This window comes from Roseobacter sp. N2S (assembly GCF_031454055.1).
GTDB lineage: Bacteria > Pseudomonadota > Alphaproteobacteria > Rhodobacterales > Rhodobacteraceae > Amylibacter.
On sequence record NZ_JAVDQB010000002.1, the window covers coordinates 656,024 to 673,355 of the forward strand.

The 17,332-nt window shown below is 57.0% G+C and carries 15 protein-coding genes; 4 read left to right on the plus strand and 11 right to left on the minus strand.

The annotated features are described in order from the left end of the window. Nucleotides 1–3: 3 nt before the first annotated feature. Nucleotides 4–462, plus strand: a complete 459-nt coding sequence (locus GGE09_RS08960; protein ID WP_309745763.1) for an Lrp/AsnC family transcriptional regulator — start codon at nucleotides 4–6, stop codon at nucleotides 460–462. A gap of 52 nt (nucleotides 463–514) precedes the next feature. On the opposite strand, the gene GGE09_RS08965 is transcribed toward GGE09_RS08960, so the two are convergent. Then, nucleotides 515–1,675, minus strand: a complete 1,161-nt coding sequence (locus GGE09_RS08965; protein WP_309745764.1) for an MFS transporter — start codon at nucleotides 1,673–1,675, stop codon at nucleotides 515–517. An 82-nt stretch (nucleotides 1,676–1,757) separates the two neighbouring features. Beyond that, nucleotides 1,758–2,948 carry an aminotransferase class I/II-fold pyridoxal phosphate-dependent enzyme gene (locus GGE09_RS08970; protein WP_309745765.1) on the minus strand — a complete coding sequence of 397 codons (1,191 nt, stop codon included), beginning with the start codon at nucleotides 2,946–2,948 and terminating at the stop codon, nucleotides 1,758–1,760. Nucleotides 2,949–3,160: 212 nt separating this feature from the next. Here GGE09_RS08970 and GGE09_RS08975 point away from each other — a divergent pair, with 212 nt between their 5' ends. After that, entirely contained in the window at nucleotides 3,161–5,095 is a 1,935-nt protein-coding gene (locus tag GGE09_RS08975; protein WP_309745766.1) for a monovalent cation:proton antiporter-2 (CPA2) family protein, read from the plus strand. Here GGE09_RS08975 and GGE09_RS08980 read toward each other — a convergent pair. Next, nucleotides 5,092–7,101 (minus strand): hydantoinase/oxoprolinase family protein, encoded by a 2,010-nt coding sequence (locus GGE09_RS08980; protein WP_309745767.1) that lies wholly within the window; start codon nucleotides 7,099–7,101, stop codon nucleotides 5,092–5,094. The two genes, GGE09_RS08975 and GGE09_RS08980, sit on opposite strands and share 4 nt — an antisense overlap. A gap of 179 nt (nucleotides 7,102–7,280) precedes the next feature. Between GGE09_RS08980 and GGE09_RS08985 the strand changes: the two genes are divergently transcribed. Beyond that, nucleotides 7,281–8,075 carry a crotonase/enoyl-CoA hydratase family protein gene (locus GGE09_RS08985; RefSeq protein WP_309745768.1) on the plus strand — a complete coding sequence of 265 codons (795 nt, stop codon included), beginning with the start codon at nucleotides 7,281–7,283 and terminating at the stop codon, nucleotides 8,073–8,075. Nucleotides 8,076–8,115: 40 nt separating this feature from the next. Here the strand turns inward: GGE09_RS08985 and GGE09_RS08990 are convergent, their stop codons facing one another. Next, nucleotides 8,116–10,623 (minus strand): AsmA family protein, encoded by a 2,508-nt coding sequence (locus tag GGE09_RS08990; RefSeq protein ID WP_309745769.1) that lies wholly within the window; start codon nucleotides 10,621–10,623, stop codon nucleotides 8,116–8,118. On the opposite strand from GGE09_RS08990, the gene GGE09_RS08995 reads away from it, so the two are divergent. Continuing rightward, nucleotides 10,615–11,523, plus strand: coding sequence for a DMT family transporter (locus GGE09_RS08995; protein WP_309745770.1), 909 nt, complete (start codon nucleotides 10,615–10,617; stop codon nucleotides 11,521–11,523). The two genes, GGE09_RS08990 and GGE09_RS08995, sit on opposite strands and share 9 nt — an antisense overlap. A 7-nt stretch (nucleotides 11,524–11,530) precedes the next feature. Here GGE09_RS08995 and GGE09_RS09000 read toward each other — a convergent pair whose 3' ends face one another. The 7 genes from GGE09_RS09000 to rimM all read right to left on the minus strand — a co-directional run bounded on the left by GGE09_RS09000 (nucleotide 11,531) and on the right by rimM (nucleotide 17,177). Next, nucleotides 11,531–12,340, minus strand: a complete 810-nt coding sequence (locus GGE09_RS09000) for a division plane positioning ATPase MipZ (RefSeq protein WP_309745771.1) — start codon at nucleotides 12,338–12,340, stop codon at nucleotides 11,531–11,533. 224 nt (nucleotides 12,341–12,564) lie between these two features. Further along, nucleotides 12,565–12,786 (minus strand): 50S ribosomal protein L31, encoded by a 222-nt coding sequence (gene rpmE / locus GGE09_RS09005; RefSeq protein WP_309745772.1) that lies wholly within the window; start codon nucleotides 12,784–12,786, stop codon nucleotides 12,565–12,567. 187 nt (nucleotides 12,787–12,973) lie between these two features. Beyond that, nucleotides 12,974–13,909 carry a hypothetical protein gene (locus GGE09_RS09010; RefSeq protein WP_309745773.1) on the minus strand — a complete coding sequence of 312 codons (936 nt, stop codon included), beginning with the start codon at nucleotides 13,907–13,909 and terminating at the stop codon, nucleotides 12,974–12,976. Between the two features lie 207 nt (nucleotides 13,910–14,116). Continuing rightward, entirely contained in the window at nucleotides 14,117–14,500 is a 384-nt protein-coding gene (rplS, locus tag GGE09_RS09015; RefSeq protein WP_309745774.1) for a 50S ribosomal protein L19, read from the minus strand. Between the two features lie 303 nt (nucleotides 14,501–14,803). Further along, nucleotides 14,804–15,646, minus strand: a complete 843-nt coding sequence (trmD, locus tag GGE09_RS09020) for a tRNA (guanosine(37)-N1)-methyltransferase TrmD (RefSeq protein ID WP_309745775.1) — start codon at nucleotides 15,644–15,646, stop codon at nucleotides 14,804–14,806. Nucleotides 15,647–15,655: 9 nt separating this feature from the next. Next, entirely contained in the window at nucleotides 15,656–16,657 is a 1,002-nt protein-coding gene (locus GGE09_RS09025) for a hypothetical protein (RefSeq protein ID WP_309745776.1), read from the minus strand. Next, nucleotides 16,647–17,177 carry a ribosome maturation factor RimM gene (gene rimM / locus GGE09_RS09030; protein WP_309745778.1) on the minus strand — a complete coding sequence of 177 codons (531 nt, stop codon included), beginning with the start codon at nucleotides 17,175–17,177 and terminating at the stop codon, nucleotides 16,647–16,649. The genes GGE09_RS09025 and rimM overlap by 11 nt, the downstream gene beginning before the upstream one ends. Nucleotides 17,178–17,332: the final 155 nt, after the last annotated feature.

Sequence of the window (17,332 nt, forward strand, 5' to 3'; positions counted from 1 at the left end):
ATCATGCTTGATTCCACCGACCTGCGCCTGTTGTCCGCCCTACAGGAAAATGCCACCGCCACCGCGCAAGAACTGTCGGAACGTCTGAACATGTCAGCCAGCCAGATCGGGCGGCGTCGGCAAAGGTTAGAGTCCGAGGGCTATATTATTGGTTATCACGCGGTACTGAATGCAGCCAAACTAGGGCTTTCGGTGCAGGCCTTTGTGCAGGTGTCCATGTCAGGTCACACGCCGACAAACGCGCGGGAATTCCAGCGTTTGGCACAAGATCGCCCCGAGGTGGTCAGCCTTTGGACCTTAACAGGTGAGGCGGATTACATGCTGCGGGTTTATTGCCCATCACTGGCGGCGTTGAACACGCTGGTGCATGATGTGTTCCTGCCCCATGAGGCTGTGGCGCGGGTGCAGACCAAGATTGTGATGGAGCAGTTGAAAAAGGATGCCGGGTTGCCTGTTGGCTAAGGTTTGGCTGATTTTCGAGGGGGGGATTAGGTATTTCCGCTCAAAAGAAGACCTAGGCGGGCGTGATTTTGGCGCGTTTACGGGCGAGGCCGAGGTGAACGGCGATGCCAGCGCCGTAAGCCAACAACGCAAAGACAATCAGGCCGTAGAATCCCATCCACCCGATCATCACAAGCACAACCGGCGTGCCCAGCGTGTTACCAAGATTGCCCATCTGCGCCACAGCACCTTGGGCATGGGCGCGGCCTTCGGCGGTTGGGTTAAGGGCCGGAATGGCTGAGAAATTGGCCCCTTGGACAAAGCCGAGCGAGGCGAACAGCAGGACCACAAAGACCGGATTCCCGTTTGAAATCGCAAAGCATACAGTTGCCAGCGCCGCACCAGAAAAGCCAAGCACAACCACATTGACAGCGGACATCCAGCGTTGCAGCAGAACACCCAGTGTCATCGACACTGAAATACCCGCCAGCGGCATAATTCCCAACACCAGCGTGCGGCTTTCCGGAGCGATAAACGGCGGGATGACGGTAAGGATGGCCACAAAGGTCAGCGTGTAACACAGCCACGCAAGGCCGGGTGCTGATTTTGCCGGATCGCTATAGATTGTCAGGTGTTGGCGCAGCAAACCCTCAGTCCGGGTGCGGGGCGGGATCACATCGCGCGGGAGAACTGCCCAGAGGGCGGCAGCCATGCCCAGCATCCAGATCGCATGGACCCAGAACAGGCTGGTAATGCCGAAATGGGCCACAAGCGGTGTGCCGAACCAAGCGGTCAAGGCGTAGGCAACGCCGAAAAACGTGCTCCACAGGCTCATGGCGAGGGGTTGGAATTGCGGCTTGGTGATCTGAGAAATCAGGGTCGGTGCGGCGACCACGACGACCAGATGGGACGCGCCCTCTATCAGGCGCACAGCCAGCATCCATTCCAGCGCGGGCAAGGTGGCTTGGATCACGGACACGACCGCGCCCAGCAGCATGCCTGCAATCAGCAAGCGGCGCACACCGTAACGCGCCACGATCACCCCTGCGGCAAGGCCGAAAACGATACCGAGCAGGCTGATGCCAGACACCAGAAACCCCAGTAGCGATCCTGCGCCAGAGGTGCTGTAAAATGCGGAAAGATCAGCAAAGACCAGCGAGAATTTGGCAAACTGCGCTGCCGCCCCCAAGCCTGCGAACCACAGGAGGAGAACCGTCAGGAGGGGTTTATTCACAAAGGCCATACCCGCGTTTTGACGCGCGCCCCACAAGAGCGCAAGTCTGAAAACACGGTAGCCGTGATTTGCTTGACCTTACTCAGGTGCCAAAAGCGCGGGGCTGCGTAAAGCAATTTTCCGCTGCCATCACGATAACTTGGGCGACGGCGTCTACTTCGGCTTCGCTCAGGCGTGCGGGCAGTCGTACGTCACAGGCGCGCATCAGCATGGCACGGGTTTTTGGCAGTTCTCGGTGTTCGGGCAGAAATTGCCAGTTCCAAAAGGCGCGGGCGTTGTCACGGGACAGGCCGAACAGTTGCACTTTGACGCCCAAGCGGCTGGCTTCATGGACAAAAGCCTCGCATTCGGCATCAGGCAGGTTGCATAAATTGAACTGGATGCTGTCGGGGGCGCGGACCTCACCGATAAGCGGTTCGGGTACCTTCAACCACGGCGTTGCATTTAGCGCAGCGGCCAGTCTGTCGTGATTGCGCCGACCATCGGCAACACGGCGGGGGATTTCAGCGATTTGCGGGCGGATGATGGCGGCTGACAGGTTGGACAGGCGCAGATTATACAGGGGCAGTTTGTTCTGCCAGCGCGCGAAAGCATTGGTCAGGTGGCCGTGTTTCTTCCAGTTGTGTTCATAGGCGCCAGACATGATCACGGCGCGGGCCACCAGATCCGCATCATCGGTGATCAGGATGCCACCCTCACCTGCGTTAATCAGTTTGTAACTTTGGAAGGAAAAACACCCCACACGCCCGATGGTGCCGATGTTGCGCCCCTTCCATGTGGTGCCAAGGGAATGGGCCGCATCTTCGACCACGGGAATATCGCGGGCATCACACAGGGCCATAATCGCATCCATATCAGACGTATGTCCGCGCATGTGGCTGACAATCACCGCGGCGATATTATCGCTAAGCTGGTGTTCAAAATCCGCCAGATCAATACGGTAGTTTTCACCCACTTCACACAGAACCGGCACACAATCCGCGTGGATCACAGCCGAGGGCACCGCCGCAAAGGTGAACCCCGGAATCAGCACGCGGGCATCGCGCGGCAGATCCAACGCCTTTAGGCTTAGGAACAATGCAGCCGAGCAACTGGATACGGCGAGCGCATATTTTACCCCTAACGCTTCGGCAAATTCTTGTTCCAGCAAAGTCACAGGCGCATTTTCAGAGGCGGTGTAGCGAAATAAATCCCCTGATTGCAAAAGACGTTCAATTTCTGCCTGTGCGGCGGCAGGAATGGGTTCAGCATCGTGCATATTTGGCAAGGTCATATTTTTCGCTTTCCCGAAAGTAAGTTTCGACTTTCATAAACGCAATTTGTAACAACCCCAAGACGATTTTTTGACTTTCGGCTGGCAGATGCACAGGGCGGGCGGTATTTCGCGGAAGCATTCATTATTCCACTGAAATCCCTGCTTTAGCCCTTGTCTGGCATTTCAAAGCGAATACCCTTGCACAAACGCAAGACCCAAACAGGATTTCTATGGAAAGTTTTCTTCTTCAGGCCTCTATTTATCTGGCTGCCGCAGTGATTGCGGTGCCTTTGGCGAAACGGGCCGGGTTGGGCTCGGTTCTGGGATATTTGATTGCGGGGGTGGTGATCGGGCCGCTTACAGGGCTGATCGGAAACGAGGCGAAAGACCTACAGCATTTTGCCGAATTCGGCGTGGTTATGATGCTGTTTATCGTCGGGCTGGAACTGGAACCCCGCGCGCTGTGGGATATGCGCCATCGGTTGATCGGGCTTGGCGGCTTACAGGTCTCCCTGACAACGCTGGCCATTACCGCCGCCTTCAGCCTGTTCGGCCAGCCGTGGTTTATTGCCTTGGCAATCGGGTTGACCTTTGCCCTGTCCTCCACCGCGATCGTGGTACAAACCTTGAATGAAAAGCAACTGATGCAAACCCAAGGCGGGCGCTCGGCCTTTTCTGTGCTGTTGACGCAGGATATTGCTGTCATTCCGATGCTGGCACTGATTCCGCTGCTGGCTTTGGGGGATTTCAAGAACTTCGCCAGCCACGGCAAAGACACCCATGCCACCATGTCCCTGATCGAAGGCCTGCCCGGCTGGGGGGTAACCTTGGTAACGCTGGGGGCTGTGGGGGTGGTGATCCTGTTCGGGGTTTATTGCACGCGACCGATCTTTCGCTATGTAGCGCGGTCCCGCCTGCCCGAAATTTTCACGGCCATCGCTCTGTTGCTGGTGTTGGGCACGGCACTTTTGATGACAATGGTCGGGCTTTCCCCCGCTTTGGGCACGTTTCTGGCGGGGGTTGTACTGGCCAACTCTGAATTCCGCCACGAATTGGAAAGCGACATTGAACCCTTTAAAGGTCTGCTTTTAGGGTTGTTTTTCATCACCGTGGGCGCGGGGATCAATTTCAACGTGCTTTGGGCCAATCTTGCGGCGATCCTTGGCATGACTTTGACAGTGATGCTGATCAAAGGGCTGATTTTGGCGGGGCTCAGCGTCTTGTTCAAACTGAAAGGCCGCAATCAATGGCTGTTTATCCTGTCGCTGGCCCAAGCGGGCGAGTTCGGCTTTGTTATGCTGTCCACGACGGTGCAGACCAATGTGATCCCCTATACCCTGTCCCAACAACTGTCGCTGATCGTGGCCCTGTCCATGTTGCTGACCCCGTTGTTGTTCATCGTTTATGACCGTTTGACCCATAAAATGGTGGATGACACGCAGAACCACGAAGAAGATGAAATCGACGAGCAAGGCACCGTGATTATCGTGGGCATCGGGCGGTTCGGCCAGATCGTCAACCGGCTGGCGCTGGCCACGGGGATTAAAACCGTTGTGATCGACCGTCAAATCGCCCAGATCGACGCCATGCGGCGCTTTGGGGTGAAGGGCTATTTCGGGGACCCGACGCGCCCTGATCTGATGCATTCCGCCGGATTGATGGAGGCTAAGATCTTGGTGGTGGCTGTGGATGATCAGGCCGCTGCCATTAAACTGGTGGAGCACGCCCGCAAGGAACGCCCTGACCTTTACATCATTGCCCGCGCCTATGACCGCGACCACGTCTATCGTCTGTACCGTGCGGGGGCGGATGAAATTGTGCGCGAAAGTTTCGACAGTGCCTTGCGAGCGGGGAAATACATGCTGCAAGGCATGGGCTGGGCGGAATTTGAGGCGGAACGCGCCCGCGAGCAATTCTTTGAAGCCGACCGCCATGCGCTGGCTGAGCTGGCTGGCCTGTGGGATCCCGACATTCCGAACGAGAAAAACGCTGAATATGTAGATCGGGCCAGACGGGTGAACACAGATTTGTACACCAGCTTCCTGTCCAACCTCAGCCAGATCGTGGAAGCCCCTGCTGACGCGGAAGACGTGGCAGAGGACGACACAGAGCAATCAGACAGCACAGAGCCGGACGCCGAAAATTCCGGCGCGCCAAGAAGCTAGCCTGCTATTCTGGGGCGTCCTGACGCAATGGCGGTGATTTCAGCCTCAACAAAGACATTGCGCCCCTCGACCGAAGCGTTGCGCATGGTGTTTTCCGTGCGCACGCGAATACCTTCAGCGCCGGATGCTTTGGCATCGGCCAGGGCGGCGCTGCTGAGGTGGGTTTCAAGGGCGTTAAGGGCCGTGTCCAACTCGGTGAAATCCTCGGGTCCATCATGGAAATGCACGCGGTAACGGTTTTCCCCTGCGCTGGTGATCAACCCCGATTTGCGCATGGAAACCTGCCCCACAACCGCGCCAATCGCATTGGCGACGCCCGCATGTTCGGGCAGGATCATCCGCGTGGACAATCGTTCCCCCACCGCGCCGTAGTAGCTGTGGGCAGAGGCCCCAAGCCCGATCACCGGCAGGTTTAATCCAACATCCAGCGCCACCAAACCACGATAATGCTGCGTGCCAAAACGGGTCAAAACATGACGCGCCAATTGCGCGGCAGGCAGTTCAAAATCGGTCTCATCCTCGCCAAAGGCGGCTTCTAGCAGAGTTTCGCAGGTCTGTTGCGTCACCTGATCAATGATGTTGCGCGCGATGGTTTCCGCATCCGGCGCAATGCGCATCCCTGACCCGTTGCGCTGGCGGGCAAACAGGGTCAGCGCAGTGTGAGCCGCGTGCCCGTCCCAACTGTCCAGAATGCCCAGAACATGGGCCGCATCAGATGGCGTGACGGCCGAAATCATCACCAATCCCCGCGACACCAGTTTGGTCAGTGCCGATGCCTCCATCCGGTTGGTCAGCAATTTGCCCATTTCCCAAGCCTGATCGCCCAGCCGGTCCAGCACGCGGGCCTCCCGCTCACTTAACCCACCCGGCGCATGGCCCGAATGGCGGATCGGCACCACAAAACGCCCGTCATATTCGCTCAGCCGTTCTTTGGTGATCTGCTGCTCTAACGCGCGTTTAACCACCTCGGGGAATTGCTGTGCGGCCAATGAAATCGGCAGCACGCGGCGAGGGCCAAGAGTTAGACCGCCTGACAACCCGTCCCGCTCCAGATGGACTTCGCTGTCGCCGCCAAGCCCTGTTGTGCGCATGGCAACTGCCTCGACCATGGTGCGGAACCCGCCCACTTGTGCGCCTTGCGGGTCAATCATCGGACGTCCGTCGCGCAGCACGGCCACATCAGTGGTAGTGCCGCCAATATCACTGACCAGCGCATCTGTTTCCTGGGTCAGCCAGCGGGCCCCTACAATGCTGGCGGCTGGGCCTGACAGAATGGTTTCAATCGGCCGCTCCCGCGCCATTTCAGCGGAAATCAACGCACCGTCGCCGCGCACGACCATCATCGGGGCGGTGATGCCGATGGTTTTCAGATAGCTTTCCGTGGCCCCGATAAGATGGTCAATCATCCCGATCAGCCGCGCGTTCAGCACCGCAGTCATCGCCCGTTTCGGGCCGCCCAGCTTGGCCGACAGTTCGTGCGAACAGGTCACAGGGGCACCAGTTTCAGCGCGGATAATATCCCGCGCGGCAATTTCATGAGCAGGGTTGCGGGTGGCGAACTGGCTGGCGATGGCAAAGCCTGAAACAGCGCCATCCAACCCTGCTAAGGCATAGCGCAAGGCGTCAGCGTCAAAGGGGGCCGCTTCAGTTCCCGCGTGGCTATGCCCCCCCGCGACCGAGATCACCGGATCCCCGCGCAGGGCCTCATCCAGCCCTTGGCGGGCGATGTCTTTGGCCCCGAACCCGATGAACACCAGACAGACCCGCGCGCCCTGCCCCTCAACCAGCGCATTTGTGGCAAGGGTTGTAGAGAGGGACGACAGCGCGATCTGGTCCGGCGTGACACCGGATTGCGCCAGCACCGCCTGCACGGCTTTGCCCACGCCTTCGGCCAGATCATGGCGGGTGGTCAGGGATTTCGCGGTTGCGATCACTTCATCCTCGCCGCGGATCAGAACCGCGTCCGTGTATGTGCCACCTGTGTCTACACCCAGAAGAATTGCCATGGTCTGCTCCTAAAACTGCTCTGTGGTTCTAGACCGATCCCACAGGCCCGTCAGGACAAAAAGCGACCTATCCCACAGGTTTTTCACACGCTCCAATGCGAAACGCCACGTCACCGCAAAGGGGGCTTCTAAGCGGTGTAATTTTGGCGCAAACTGCCCCGACAGCAGGGAGAAACCGCATGTATGAGCGTCTGACCATCGAAATCAAAGATCACGTCGCCGAGGTGATGCTGAACCGCCCCGAAAAGAAAAACGCGCTGGATACGCAGTTTTTCGATGAACTCGCAGCGGCGGGTGAATCGTTAAAAGGGAACAAAGATGTGCGTGCTGTGGTGATCTATGGCGCGGGCGGCTGTTTTTGCGCAGGTATTGATACCAGTGCATTAATGGAATTTGCCGCCACCATAGATCAGGTACGCGCCATGCTGGCCACCCCGCCTGAAAACGGGCGCGGCAACAGGTTCCAGCGCCCCACCGTGGTCTGGCAGGAATTGCAGGTTCCGGTGATCGCCGCCATTGAAGGCGTGGCCTTTGGCGGCGGCATTCAACTGGCGCTGGCTGCGGATTTCCGTTTTATGGCCCCCAGTGCCAAAATGTCGATTATGGAGGCAAAATGGGGGATTATTCCCGATATGGGCATCACCCAATCCCTGCCCCAACTGATGCGTGCGGATCAGGCAAAAGAGCTGATCATGACCGGCCGTGTGGTGGAAGCTGACGAGGCCTTATCCCTTGGCCTTACCACGTGGATTTCGGATGATCCTATCACAGCAGCGCGGGCCATGGCAGCAAATCTGGCGGCCCGTTCCCCGGAAGCCGTACAGGGCAGCAAGGCGCTGGTGGATCAAGTCTGGCCTGCAGGATCAGAGGGGCTGGCGCTGGAAGGTAAGCTACAATCCAAGATCATCGGCTACCCGAACCAGATGGAAACCGTCACAGCGCAAATGCAAAAGCGCGCACCAGTTTACAAATGATGCGGCGGGCCTGTGATTGGCCCACCGCATAATCTAAAGCCTAGTCAAACAGCTTGCGCAGGGCGTTTCCGACCTCGTCTTCCAGTTTATCCTTGGCGGTTTCTTCCAAGGATTTCGGCTGTTCGGCAGTCCCGTTCTTTTTGGCCAGTTCCTTTTGCAGCTTGGCTTTCAAAGCTGCTTCGGGGTCTTTCAGCTTGTTTTTTACATTTTCCAGCTTTTCTTTGGCCTTTTGAACATCCGCATTGTCTTTCAACTTTCCATCCAGCAGCAGGTTCAACAATTTATCCAGATCGGGGCGGAATTTCAGGTTATCCCACGGCCCCGTGATGATTACAGGCACAGAAAACTCTGCATCTTTGGACAACCGCGTTGGCGTCACCACATAGTTCATCGCCTGCCCGCCGATATCGACCGATCCTTTACCCGCAGCCTTAAACAACGGGCTGATCAGTGACAGATCGACGTTTTGCAACACGCCCTTTTCCATGGAAAACGTGCCATCCAAACTGGTGAATTCGGTTGCGCCTTCAAAACCGCCAAAAGCCGATTGCAGGTTGCGCATCATGGCGGCCAGATCAATGCCCTTGATGGCGCCGTTGCCAAAGGTCACATCGCCCTTACCAGACAACGAGGTCATGATCTGGTCCAAGCTGCCGCCACTGCCGTTCAGCGCCAGATGGGTGGTGCCTGTCCCGCTAAGGCGGTCCATTTCCAGCAATTGCCCCAGCAAGGGTTCCAACTGCACATCGCGGGCTGTCAGATTGGTGTCAAACGCCACCGTATTGCCACCACGCAGGCTGATCGTGCCAGACAACGCCCCTTGAAACGCACGCACTTCGCGCAGGTTCAGGGTCAGCAAGCCGTTGCGCAATTTCGCCGTTACATCGGTTTTACCAAGCGCGCTGACGCCCAGATCAATGCCCGCGGCCGTCAGCGTCACATCCGCATCCACCGCGTCCAGCCCTTGCAGGCGGATCGGTTCTTTGGACCAGCCAGAAGCCGTGGCCCCGCTGCTGCCAGAAGACCCGCTACTGGTGTCAGCGGTATAGGCTTTCAGGTCCAGCTTGCCCGCGCTTAACGAGGCCTCAATCAAGGGGCGATCGGCAGGCTTGAAGACAATTTCACCAGACACTGTGTTCTGATCCAGCGTGATCTGCGCATCCTTCAAACGGGTCTGACCGGATGCTGCCACCCGCAGATTGCCCGAAACCTTGGCGGTTTGAAACGTGCCTGCAGGGGTGCCCGCATCCACACCGGCGATTTTCATCACACCGCGCAAATCGCTGAATCTGGCCGTCACATCGCCTGACAGCAGGTTCGGACTGCCCTGCCCCGCGCGCCCCTTAAAGCCAAGGTCTCCCATTCCCCCCAGCGACAAGGACAGATCGGTGGCGAATTCAGGGGTATCAAGCCAGCCGTCATCACCTGTCAGCGTCAGCTTGCCCGCCAGCGGCCCTGACCCGTATGTGCCATTCAGCGCGGTTTCCACAAAAACACCCGCCTTTGACAGCAGCAATTTCCCCTCAAGGGCTACATCGCTAAGTGCGGTCAGTTGTGTTGGCGCGGCAAGGCCAAGACTTGCCAGTGTTTTAGCGGGATCCGCCATTTGCGCGGTTATGGCGGCGTCTATTGTGGGCACCGGATCGCCCAAACCTACCATACCTTTCAGCGCAACACTGTCATCGCCAAAGGAAAAAGTGCCATCCACAGGGGAAATTCCCTCTCCCAGCAGCGCTGGCCAATTGTCCAGCGTGGCGGCAACTGCACCGATGCGCCCGTCAACGGCCGCAGATAGATCGACAACGGCTTTGGTCTCGCCCTTTGGCAGGGATACAGTGCCGTTGATCCCGCTCAGCGTATGGGTGGTGCCTGCGCTGCGATCACTGAAAATCACCTGCCCGTCCTCGATCCGCCCCAATTCCAGCGAAGGCGTGGCGCTGGTGGTCGTCGCAGCAGTCGTCGTAGCAGAAGTGCCTTCTGTTGCCGCAGTCGCGCCTGTGCTCAGATCCCAGTTCACGCGGCCGTCTTCGGCCCGTTCCAGATGCACCACAGGGGACAGCAGTTCGAATGTTTCGATTTCAACCGTGCCACCGATCAGCGCAGACAGGTTCACCCCGACCGAGGCCCCCTTAGCTGTGACCATCAAAGGTTCGGTCGCCCAATCTGCGTTGGAAACGGTAATCGCGCCGGTTTTAACGCCCAAAGTCGGGAATAACGTGGGGCTGAAATCCCCCGACAGAGTCAATGTGCGTCCAGTCTGTCTTTCCAGTTGATCCGAGGCCAACTGCCCGATCCGATCCGCAGGCAGCATGAACAAAAGCGCCACTGCCACAACAACACAGGCCACAAGGGCAACAAATATTCTAATAATCCAACGCATCATCTCTGCCTTACAATTTTCCCATATATGTGGGGTAATTTCGCTAAAACTCAACCGCGAAACGGGTGTTTTGGCAAAACGGGCAAGATTTGGCACCCCGAAACGATCCAGCACAAGAAACGGGTCGCCCAGCCCCGAGATTTGCGCCATAGCGTAGGGATGAAACACGTATCACACCCTATGAGCCCGCTTGAATGGGCAATGCTTTTCGGGCTGTCACTGGTCTGGGGCGGGTCGTTCTTTTTTGTGGCGATTGCCGTGACCGAACTGCCGCCGATGACTATCGCACTGGCGCGCGTCGGCGGCGCGGCATTGATCCTGCTGCTGGTCCTGCGGTTTTTGGGGATCAAAATGCCCCGCAGCAAAACCGTTTGGCTGGCGTTTTTGGGTATGGGGCTGATCAATAATGTGATCCCCTTCAGCCTGATCTTTTGGGCACAGACCGAGTTGGCCAGTGGTGTCGCATCCATCCTGAACGCTATGACGCCGATCTTTACCGTGATCGCTGCGCATTTCCTGACGCAGGACGAACAGATGTCACGCGGGCGGATTGCAGGCGTTGTGTTGGGGTTTACGGGTGTGTTTATCCTGATGGGTGGCGGTGTAGGGATGGAGGGCAAGTTGCTACCCCATCTGGCGATTTTGGGCGCAGGGATTTCTTATGCTTTCGCGTCGATCTTTGGCAAACGGTTTGCCCGTCTTGGCGTGCCGCCTTTGGCCACGGCCACAGGTCAGGTCTGTGCTTCGACGATGATCTTGGTGCCCGTGGTGATGACGCTGGATCAACCTTGGCTGCTGCCGCTGCCGTCCGCCCATGTGGTCTGGGCGCTAACGGGGTTGACGGTTCTATCCACGGCTTTTGCCTATTTCCTCTATTTCCGCATCCTGTCCACCGCTGGCGCCACAAATCTTGCGCTGGTGACATTCATCATTCCTCCCAGCGCAATTCTGCTGGGCGTGATGGTGTTGGGAGAGGTTCTGAGCTGGAACCAGATTGCAGGCCTGGCCGTGATCGGCGCAGGGCTGGCGGCCATTGATGGTCGGATTTTCGGGCTGTGGCGACGTTAAAACAGTCCTAAAAGTCCACGTTTACATCTGGCAGTTTCAATTCCGCCACCAGATCGCGGACTTCCTGACGGGCCGCCACATTGGAAATATTCAACGATCCACCGCCCACATCTTTGATGTCCAACAGGGTCAGCCCGTGGGGGAATAGTTCCCGAAACACAACGCGGTCGGAAAAACCGGGGGCCAGACGAAAACCAATCCTGCGGGACAGGTCTTTCAGCGCGGCGCCGACTTTGCGTTTGTTGTGCATGTTTTGTGCGCCAACCCGATTGCGGGTCACAATCCAGTCGATGGGTTTCGCACCGGTTTCAGCGCGAGCCTTGCGTGCTTCCCAAACCATTTCGGAATAAACGCTAGGGCCTGTCACTGCATTGGTTTCAGGGTCCACACGGGCCAAAAGGTCAAAGTCGATGAAACTGTCGTTCATCGGCGTGACCAATGTGTCAGCCATAGCATGGGCCAGTTCTGCCAGTGCCGAATGTGAACCCGCACAATCCACCACGATAAAGTCGTTGTCTTCATCCAGCAGCAGGATCGCCTTTTGGAAAGCGACCAGCGTCGCCTCATCCCCGGGCTCCAAACCAAGCTGTTCGGCAGTTTTCATTTCTGCCAACTGCGGCAGAGGCAGCGGGATATCGTTCTTTTTCACGTAATCTACGCGATTTTCCACATAGTGGCCCAGCGTTCGCTGACGCAGATCAAGATCCACAACACCTACTTTAAAACCGCTGCGCAGAAGGGCGGTTAGAACATGCATGGCTGTGGTCGATTTGCCAGAGCCGCCTTTTTCATTTCCGAAGACGATGATATACGCCATTGGTGTCCCCTGCCCTGATTATTGTAGAGAGTTCTATTGTGTGGGCTTGGCCGCACTATGGCGCATGGATTATTCGAATACAATATTGTTTCCAATACGGAAACGCCTGCCTGTTGCGGAAATGTTCGCCTGCGGCGATGTAAACCGAAACAATCTTAAGTAATCCTGAATCAAAAACGCCGTCCCACTGCGGAACGGCGTTTTCAAAAGAGCGAAAGACTGGCTTAGAAGCCAAGGCCTTCGTATTTCTTTTTGAACTTGGATACGCGACCACCGGCATCCATAAGTTTCTGGTTGCCACCAGTCCATGCCGGGTGCACGGAGGGGTCAATATCCAGAACCAATGTGGACCCTTCTTCACCATAGGTGGAGCGGGTTTTATAGGTTGTGCCGTCGGTCAGTTTGACCTCGATCATGTGGTATGCGGGGTGCAGGTCTTTTTTCATATCTAAGCTCCAAAGTGTAGGACTGATCCGATTGCGGCAAACAATAAGTATCCGGTAACGCGGTCGCCCTGCATGAATTACAGAAATCGGCGTATAGACCAGAAAAACCAACGGGGCAAGCGGTTATCTTGCCCCGCTGGGGTGTGCGATTGGGGAAACTTTCGCCCCACCTAAAATTGGTCAGGATTTACATCCGCGACATGCGCAAAGCGCGTAAATCCTCGGTCGAGTAAGGTCGTTCAAAGACGCGGGAAATTTCAAAGTCATTCTCGGCCTGACGGCGATCACGGTGGGCGATGAAACACAGGGTGGCCCCCGCGCTCCACAGGCTGACCATCCAGACAAAGCCTGCGATCGGGAATAGAACCAGTACAGCAATCATCAGATACGACGCCGTACTGGTGGGCGCGGTTAATTCCTCGACGCTTGTGACTTGCAGCAGGGACAGGCCGTCAAACACCGGCATGGTCAGCAGGACAAAGCCGTACACCAGTACCAACCCCGTGACGATTGTGCCTGCCACCAGCATCAGCAGGAACATCCGAAAGGCCGAGGCCCCGAACCCCCAGAAAATCTCATAATTGCGGGCTTTGGGGCTGCAAGCCGCCGCATTTGCCGCCACAGGAACCGCCAGCGCGGCATAGGCGAATTGCGACAGGGTCTGGGTCACAGCGAAATACCCATAGACCGAGGGGCGTGACAGCGTGGCCATCAGGGCTGCGGTTTCTTCGGGATCGCCGGACGTCACGGCGCTGATAGCCATGTCCATATCAAAAATCCCCATCTGCGCGGCAACCCAATAGGCCCCTACAGAAATGCCGGTCATCATAAAGTTGAAAATGGCAAAGAAGCGAAAGAATTTGAACGAACGCAGGAACAGCTTGCCCAGATCGGTGGGGGTCACCGCGTCCGCGACAATCAAGCCGGAGCGAATGTTCACAAAGAGCATGAACACCATCAAAGTACCCGCACCAAAGCCCAGCAGGATCAGGAAAATGATCGGGCTTTCCGCGAAAAAACTGAAGATCGCATAAAGTATGGCCGCCAGCAAAGCCCAACAGGGCAACGCGCGCCAGAATATAGACAGAGACAACGCGAATGTGCGCATCATAAAGGAAAGCATGCTGATCACCCTGAAAATCAATCGCAACAGCGCTTAGGGTGGCACAGGATTATGGCGGGAATTTGGAAACTATGGCAGGGAACTGCGAAAATTTGTGGTGAATTGGAAACAGGTAACGCCTCTGCGTCGGTAAAATAAGAGATTTCAGGGTCCACAAAAGAAAAGAGCGGCCCGAAGGCCGCTCTCAAACGCTCAACGAAACGGAGTTTACGCTTCGGAGCCGCCCAATGGACGATAGTTTGTTTTTTCCGCGATACGTGCGGATTTACCACGACGATCCCGCAGGTAGTACAGTTTCGCGCGCCGTACACGGCCACGACGGACAACAGTGATGCTGTCGATGTTGGTGGAGTGCAGAGGGAACACACGTTCTACGCCTTCACCGAAAGAGATTTTGCGTACTGTGAAAGCCGCAGCGATACCAGAACCGCCTTTACGTGCAATGCAGACACCTTCGTAGTTTTGCACACGAGAGCGCGTGCCCTCGGTCACTTTATACCCTACGCGGATGGTGTCGCCTGCTTTGAAGTCAGGGATTTCTTTGCCAAGAGTGGCGATTTGTTCAGCTTCGAGCTGTTCGATGACGTTCATCGTTTTAGTCCTTTTTGCCCGCCATTTTATTGGCGAAGTTTGATGTCGGCCTCATAGCTCTTGGTCTTCTTCCGGGTCCACCGCAGTGCCCGCCAGAGATAAGGTGACGTTCCTTTTGAATGTGGTCTTTTCCGATCCCCAGTGATCCGCGCGCGAAATTGGGAAGAACCAAAGGCGGCAGCGCGACTCGGATCGGGTCAGAGCACGGGGTCGTATAGGGCGCGCGGGGCAACTATGCAAGGGTTTTGCAGGTGTTTGGCCTGTGGGACGTCTGAGTATTTGGGGAACATTGAAGCGGCTGTGTTAGTCTTTGTCCGCTTGGTAGGCGGCCCACATGTCTGGGCGGCGGGATCGGGTGATCTTTTCGGATTGTTCGCGGCGCCATTTTTCCACATTCCCGTGGTGGCCCGATGTCAGGGTTTCAGGGATTGTGCGGCCCTTCCATTCGGCGGGGCGGGTGTATTGCGGGTGCTCCAGCAGGCCGTTTGAGTGGCTTTCCTCTTCAGTAGAGGCAGCATTGCCCAGAACATCCGGCAACAGGCGCACGGTGGCGTCGATCAGGGCCTGCGCAGCAATTTCGCCCCCTGTCAGTACAAAATCCCCGAGCGAGACTTCCTGAACGTTATATTCTTCAAGCACCCTTTCATCCACGCCTTCAAAGCGGCCACATAATAGGGTCATGCCTTCAGCCTTTGAAAACTGCTGGGCCATGGCTTGGGTAAAGGGTTTGCCCCGTGGGGACAGATAGATCACCGGCCAGCGGTGTTGATCCACTGGCGTGCCCGGACGCGCCGCATCAAAGGCCGCGCCCACCACATCGGCTTTCAACACCATGCCCGCGCCGCCCCCCGCAGGTGTGTCATCCACATCGCGGTGTTTTCCGGTGCCAAACTGACGCAGATCAATCGGGTCGAGCGCCCATTTGCCATCTTGCAGGGCTTTGCCGATCAGGGAGTGACCCAGCACACCCGGAAAGGCATCCGGAAATAGGGTGATCACCTTGACCCGCCAAGCCCCTGCGATATCAGGCGTGTTGGTCATCAACTCGGTCGGCTTCAAAGAAGGGCGTACAGCCAGACGCCCGTGGGAACGGGTCAGGCTGCGGGTTTTCATCCCGTGGGATAGTGGTTTTTTATCGTCGGACATGGGGGCGGATTAATCTGTTGGGGCGGGTTTGTCTATCGGGCTGGCGACATAGCTGTGCAAGGCGGCGGCAAGGTTTGCGGTTTCCTGTGGCGGGGGCGTGTTGCTAAGTAGGCGTTTGCCCAGTTCCACACCGTAAAAAAACCGCAACAGCGGCATTTGATCGGGCTGCGGCAGCGGGCCGAACCCTGTCAGAAAGGCGCTAAGATCGCTTTCGGGCATCCAGCCGGATGCAGGCTGGCGATAGCTTTGCGCCTGCGCCAGAAACCGCGCCATGTCTTTGGTCAGGGCAAGACTGTGTTGGTTTTCAATGTCGATGCCGATCATATCGGGGCCATCGCAAATCAGGTTCAGACTGGCGAAATCCCCGTGGGTGCGGGCTTTTTGCACAGGCACCCCCACCAGATCGGGCGCTTGCTGGCGCAGGCAGGTTTTTAGGCTGGCAATCAGGGATTTATGGGGGGTGTTTTCGGCGGAAGGTAGGGTTTTGATCCATTTCCACGGGCCAAAATTGCCGATGCTGGTGCGATCACTGGTGTAAAGCCCCAGCCACGCGCCAGCCTGCTGCAACTTTTGACGGCGGGTCGGGCCATCGGCGGTTTGCAAAATGCGATCCAGTCGGGTGCCTGCCTGAAAGGCGCGCAGGGTAATGCCAGTGCCATCTAGCAGCGCCACGGGCTGGCACACCCGCAAGGAACCAGAGTGCATGATCTGATAGCGAGAGGTTAATTCCGCATGCACCAATGCAGCCTGTGCTGCGCCCTGCCCCCCGCGCCCCTGTTTCCCGTGAAAATGTTTTAACACCACAGGCTGATCGTTCAGTCGGGCTGAAAAAACGGCGCGGTCTTCGGCGACGCGCAGGCAGTCTTCGACAAACAGGCCAGTCAGCTGGGGATGGGTTTGTAATGCCGCATTTAAGGCCGCAAAGGCTGCGTTTTCGCGGGCGTGTTTTTCGGCCCGCTTATCCTTGTCCCGCTGGTCTGTGGTCAAATCCTGTGCAGGATCAACCGTCATCTATCACACCATCGGGCATCACACCCTCGGGCAAATCAACCACGATCCGCTGGGCGGTCAGATCCACGGTTGGCACGACTTCTAGGGTGAAGGGCAGCAAGATGTCCCCCCCCGACTTCAGGCGCAATTCGATGATGTCACCCGCGCCGTGATCGTGCATTGCGCGCACTTTGCCAAGGATTTCACCCCCCGTATCCACCACCGTCATACCGATCAGGTCTGAATAGTAGTATTCGTCATCCGGCAGATTGGGCAGGGCCGTGCGGGGAACAAACAACCGCAGCCCGCGCAGTTTTTCAGCTTCGTCCCGAAAGCGGATGCCTTTAAAGCGCACAGCAAAGCCGCCTTTTACCGGACGTGCGGCGGTTATTTCAAAACTTTGACTGCCATCTTCAGAGGCCAAAGCACCATAGCTGACCACATCCTCGGGTTCGGCGCAAAATGATTTCAGACGCAATTCGCCTTTGGCCCCGAAAGCCCCCATAACCGCCGCAACGCATATCGTATCGTTCTTTGCCAAGATCAGGCCCCAGTCTATTTTTCGTAACGCACCTGTCCCAAATACCCCGCCCAAAGCCCAATGAAAAGCCGTTCTGTCATAACAGGGATTTACGTCCCCGATCCCCTTATGGGTATTTTGGCAAAAGAAAGGGGTGACAGGTATTTTTCGGGGTG

What these genes read in the sequence shown, in the direction of transcription:
- GGE09_RS08995 (WP_309745770.1), top strand. Translation starts at nt 10,615, where the DNA reads ATGAAACACGTATCACACCCTATGAGCCCGCTTGAATGGGCAATGCTT.
- rpmE (WP_309745772.1), bottom strand. Translation starts at nt 12,786, where the DNA reads ATGAAAAAAGACCTGCACCCCGCATACCACATGATCGAGGTCAAACTG.
- GGE09_RS08980 (WP_309745767.1), bottom strand. Translation starts at nt 7,101, where the DNA reads ATGGCAATTCTTCTGGGTGTAGACACAGGTGGCACATACACGGACGCG.
- GGE09_RS09025 (WP_309745776.1), bottom strand. Translation starts at nt 16,657, where the DNA reads ATGACGGTTGATCCTGCACAGGATTTGACCACAGACCAGCGGGACAAG.
- GGE09_RS08985 (WP_309745768.1), top strand. Translation starts at nt 7,281, where the DNA reads ATGTATGAGCGTCTGACCATCGAAATCAAAGATCACGTCGCCGAGGTG.
- trmD (WP_309745775.1), bottom strand. Translation starts at nt 15,646, where the DNA reads ATGTCCGACGATAAAAAACCACTATCCCACGGGATGAAAACCCGCAGC.
- GGE09_RS09010 (WP_309745773.1), bottom strand. Translation starts at nt 13,909, where the DNA reads ATGCTTTCCTTTATGATGCGCACATTCGCGTTGTCTCTGTCTATATTC.
- GGE09_RS08970 (WP_309745765.1), bottom strand. Translation starts at nt 2,948, where the DNA reads ATGACCTTGCCAAATATGCACGATGCTGAACCCATTCCTGCCGCCGCA.
- GGE09_RS08975 (WP_309745766.1), top strand. Translation starts at nt 3,161, where the DNA reads ATGGAAAGTTTTCTTCTTCAGGCCTCTATTTATCTGGCTGCCGCAGTG.
- GGE09_RS08960 (WP_309745763.1), top strand. Translation starts at nt 4, where the DNA reads ATGCTTGATTCCACCGACCTGCGCCTGTTGTCCGCCCTACAGGAAAAT.
- rplS (WP_309745774.1), bottom strand. Translation starts at nt 14,500, where the DNA reads ATGAACGTCATCGAACAGCTCGAAGCTGAACAAATCGCCACTCTTGGC.
- GGE09_RS09000 (WP_309745771.1), bottom strand. Translation starts at nt 12,340, where the DNA reads ATGGCGTATATCATCGTCTTCGGAAATGAAAAAGGCGGCTCTGGCAAA.